This window comes from Phycisphaerae bacterium (assembly GCA_012729815.1).
Lineage (GTDB): Bacteria > Planctomycetota > Phycisphaerae > JAAYCJ01 > JAAYCJ01 > JAAYCJ01.
Map to the genome: position 1 here is coordinate 1 of JAAYCJ010000358.1, position 3,746 is coordinate 3,746.

Annotated in this window: 4 protein-coding genes; all 4 read right to left on the bottom strand. The window is 62.9% G+C overall.

What is annotated here, in order from left to right; translation table 11 throughout:
* Nucleotides 1-208 precede the first annotated feature (208 nt).
* On the bottom strand, nt 209-925 hold the full coding sequence (locus GXY33_22685) for a DUF1559 domain-containing protein (protein ID NLX07959.1): 717 nt from the start codon (nt 923-925) through the stop codon (nt 209-211).
* Complete coding sequence (locus GXY33_22690; GenBank protein ID NLX07960.1) at nt 922-1,920, bottom strand: LacI family transcriptional regulator; 999 nt, start codon at nt 1,918-1,920, stop codon at nt 922-924. Before GXY33_22690 ends, GXY33_22685 begins: the two co-directional genes overlap by 4 nt.
* 182 nt (nt 1,921-2,102) lie before the next feature.
* The gene (locus GXY33_22695) at nt 2,103-2,585 is read right to left on the bottom strand and encodes a hypothetical protein (protein ID NLX07961.1); all 483 of its coding nucleotides are present in this window, start codon (nt 2,583-2,585) and stop codon (nt 2,103-2,105) included.
* 76 nt (nt 2,586-2,661) lie between these two features.
* Nucleotides 2,662-3,684, bottom strand: a complete 1,023-nt coding sequence (locus tag GXY33_22700; protein NLX07962.1) for an amidohydrolase family protein — start codon at nt 3,682-3,684, stop codon at nt 2,662-2,664.
* Nucleotides 3,685-3,746 lie beyond the last annotated feature (62 nt).

Below are 3,746 nucleotides of genomic sequence, written 5' to 3' on the forward strand. Positions count from 1 at the left end.
ACGCATCTCCGGCGCGTCCGGACCCAAAATCAGCGTGTTCTCCGGAAACGAATGCTGCGGTGCCTCAGCCGAGGCCGCGCCCGCGGCCAACAGACAAAACAACACCGGGAATACATGTCGCGATTGGATCATCGGTCGCTCCTTATGGCTTCCTGTGGTTGCAGGGATACTCATCGAAATAGCTGCGGATCGTCAAGCGGTAAAGGTCTCACCACCAGCGAACATCGCTGTTGGTGGGTTCGTCATCGCGGTAGCGCGGTCCATATCCCCGGTCGGCGATCCATCGAACGTTGCCCGCGACGTACAGGAAATTCGCCCCGTTGCCGTGGTCCTGGCTCAGGTAGTCCTGCCGCCACGTCTCAGCGTCCAACCGCCAGTCGCCCCCCGATAGCCAACTCTGGTAGGGACAGGTCGCCCCATCACGCCACCAGTTGCAAAACAACAGTACCCGCACCGTATCGCCGTTCGTGCCGCGATTGCGCCGGCCGTTGCGCCCGCCCCACCCATCGTTCCACGCCGTGCTGTTGTGAATCGACCACGAAAACGAATAACCGCGCCACCGCGTCGGCTTCCAGTCCCGCAGGTGCTCAGGGCAATAGAAAACGCGGTAGACAGCGCCGCGCGACGTCAGCGACTGGTCCCTGATCTGGAACATCCGGTTGATCTGGTGGCCCCAGGATTCGCTATAGTTCCAGCGTTCCCCATAGTACGCAGCCGGAAGCCAATCCTCATAGGCGTCCATATAGAGCTGAAAGCCGAGTCCCAACTGCCGCAGGTTCGACTGGCACTCCACCGTCCGCGCCTGCTTGCGCGCCTGCTGCAGCGCCGGCAGCAATATCGACACCAACACCGCGATAATCGCCACCACCACCAGCAACTCAATCAAGGTGAATCCGCGAATGTCCCTCGTCGCGCCGATCTTCATGCCGATTCCCTCACAATCAACTTCGTCGCAAGGTGCACCCGCCGCCCCGGCGGCTCCTTCTTATCGATTATCGCCAGCACCATCTCCACCGCGCTGTGGATCATCTGCCGGCGGTCCTGAGCGATCGTCGTCAGCGACGGACAACAGTACGCCCCCGCCTCCGTCCCGTCGATCCCGATCACCGCCACCTCATCCGGTACAACCACCTTCTCGTCCCGCAGCCCGCGCAAAAATCCCATCGCCCCGTGATCGCATGAGTAGATCACCGCGGTAGGGCGGTCCGCCCTGCGGGCAAACTCCCGGCCGCACTGACGCGAGTCCTCGGGTACGCTCCGGCCGACCAGCACCTCGGGTTCAGTCCCATGCCCCCGGCACGCCGCGTCAAACGCCCTCAGCTTGCCGTCAACCGCCGGATTGACCGAACGTGAACGGACATATGCGACCCGCCGATGCCCCTTGTCGGCCAGCCGCGAAATCGCCTCCTCCATCCCCGGCTGCCAGTCCGACGCCACCGACGAGAGCCCCTCGACCTCGTCCGACATTGTCACCAGCGGATACTTCTCAGCCAGGATCTGACGGTAAAGCGGACTGTCCGGCTGGAACGCCGACCCGCCGAACAGAATCACCCCGTCAACCCCCCGTCCCATAAGGGTTTGCAGGCAATCCAGGTCGTTCTCCCCCGTCCGCCACGGCGTCACCGAAATCAGCAGGTGATACCCCCGATCCTCAACCTCCCGAAGCGCCATATCCGCCAACTCGTTGTAGTGCGGCGAGATGATCTGACCGCACTGAAAACCGATCGTGTTCGTCCGACCCGTCACCAGCGCCCGGGCCGAAAAAGACGGCCGGTAGTTCAGCTCCCGCGCCACCGACAAAACCCGCTGACGAGTCTCCTCCGATATCCGTATCCCCGATCGCTTGCGATTCAAAACGTACGCAACCGTCGTCTTCGTCACCCCCACCCGACGGGCAATGTCCGAAAGCGTCGCTGCCATCGGAAAAATGCTCCTAAATGCCTGAAAAGACCAGCGTTATACCAGTTGACGTCAGCATTGATCGATACACGTTTACCGTTTAACGCCACCATCGTACCAAATCCGCCTCGCTCTGTCAATAGGGGGATAGTCCCGGAAGAACAACGGAAAAGCGCACCGCCCGGACCCGATGCGGCAGACCCTTACCGCCGATGCGGCTGCTTGCCCGACTGCCATGCCTCGACGATCCGCCGCCCCGACGGCCACTGAAACGCCAGGCAAACCAGCGTCACCAGCCACAGCGGCAGCAGCAAACCCGCGTTCCCGCCCAGCAGGATCACCACCAGCATGAACATCCCGGTCCCCTCAGCCAGCGCCGACCCGATCACCCGAAACGAAAACACCTTCACCGCCGCCGCCGATACGCTCTCCTGGCCGCCCACCTTCCGCCGCTCCAACGACCGCAGCACCACCCCGCCCACGATCGGCGCCGCCACCGAAACCGCCGCCATCACTTCGAGCATCCGCAGCGCCACAGCCTCCGACGCCAGCGGACCCATCGAAAGCGCGACGATCAGAAAAACGACCTCCCCAAACGCCATCGCCCCAATGATAAGCCGCAGCGTCAACACCTGCGGCCGAACCTCATCCACTAACGCATCCGGCGATTTCCGCAACTCCGTCATCTCGGGCTCCTCGATCACACGCCCGCGTCCGCTGATCCCGCCACAACCTCACGACGAACGCCAACCCGCAATACCTTCAACGCCCCCCCGTCATCGCGATCAGCCGCTCCGCGTTCCCGCAAAACAGCTTCTCGATCTCCGCCCGCCCGTAACCGTGCCGCCGCACCGCCCGCCGAAACGCCCGCAGCGACTCGTACCGCACAAACGTCATCTCCGGATTGCAGTGCGAAAGCCCCAGCGTGTGATTCCCCTCGTTCAGCTCCGCCCACGCGTACCCGAACGTGATGTACTTCCCGCGCGTGATCCCCACCGGTACGTCGTCGCTTCCGTACATCACCCGCTCCGGACCCGCGACCGATAGCAGCACGTCCATCGCGTCCGCGTCGCACACCGATGAAATCTCATACCACAAATTCGGCATCTCCCTCAGCCGCTCAGCCGCCAGCAGCAGCGGCCGATCGTAATAGCTCCGTGCGCAGTGCGCCAAAACCCACTGCACCCGCGGATATTTCCGCGTCAACGCCTCCAGATCCTCCAGATTCTCCGGATCGGCGATCGACCGCGACTTGCTCAGGTGCAGCATCACCATCAACCCGAACCGGTCCAGCACCTCGATCTGATATTCCGGCAGAAAATCGCAGATCCGGCACTCCACCGCGTCCCCGCTCACCGCGTGCATCCGGTACGGCTTCGCCCCGGCAAATCCCTGCCGCGCCACCCGCTCCGCCATCGCCTCACCCGTCAACTCCGGCCTCACCAGCATCAACCCCGCCGACTTCGCATCCCGACCCGCCTGCTCAGCCAGATAGTCGTTCCCCTGATCCAGCGGACAAACCTGCAACGGATTGCCGAACGCGATCCGATGAACCTCCCGACCGGGAAACAGCATCCGGTCAATCGCCTCCAGCGTCTCCCAATCCGCCAGCGGATACGTCGCGAATGGCCCCTCCGGCGCCGCATTCCCCGCCCGCCGCCAAACCTCCGGAGTCCAGTCATAAACGTGCGTGTGCGCGTCAATCACCCGATCCGGCACAAACCCAGCCAACTCCTCATCCCATATCCGCCGATCGATCTCACGCAACCCAATCTGCAAACCCACCGTTCTCTCCTTAATCAAGACGTGCAAACCACTCTACCCAACAGACCAACGGCAAGCAAGAC

What these genes read in the sequence shown, in the direction of transcription:
- GXY33_22695 (NLX07961.1), bottom strand. Translation starts at nt 2,585, where the DNA reads ATGACGGAGTTGCGGAAATCGCCGGATGCGTTAGTGGATGAGGTTCGG.
- GXY33_22690 (NLX07960.1), bottom strand. Translation starts at nt 1,920, where the DNA reads ATGGCAGCGACGCTTTCGGACATTGCCCGTCGGGTGGGGGTGACGAAG.
- GXY33_22685 (NLX07959.1), bottom strand. Translation starts at nt 925, where the DNA reads ATGAAGATCGGCGCGACGAGGGACATTCGCGGATTCACCTTGATTGAG.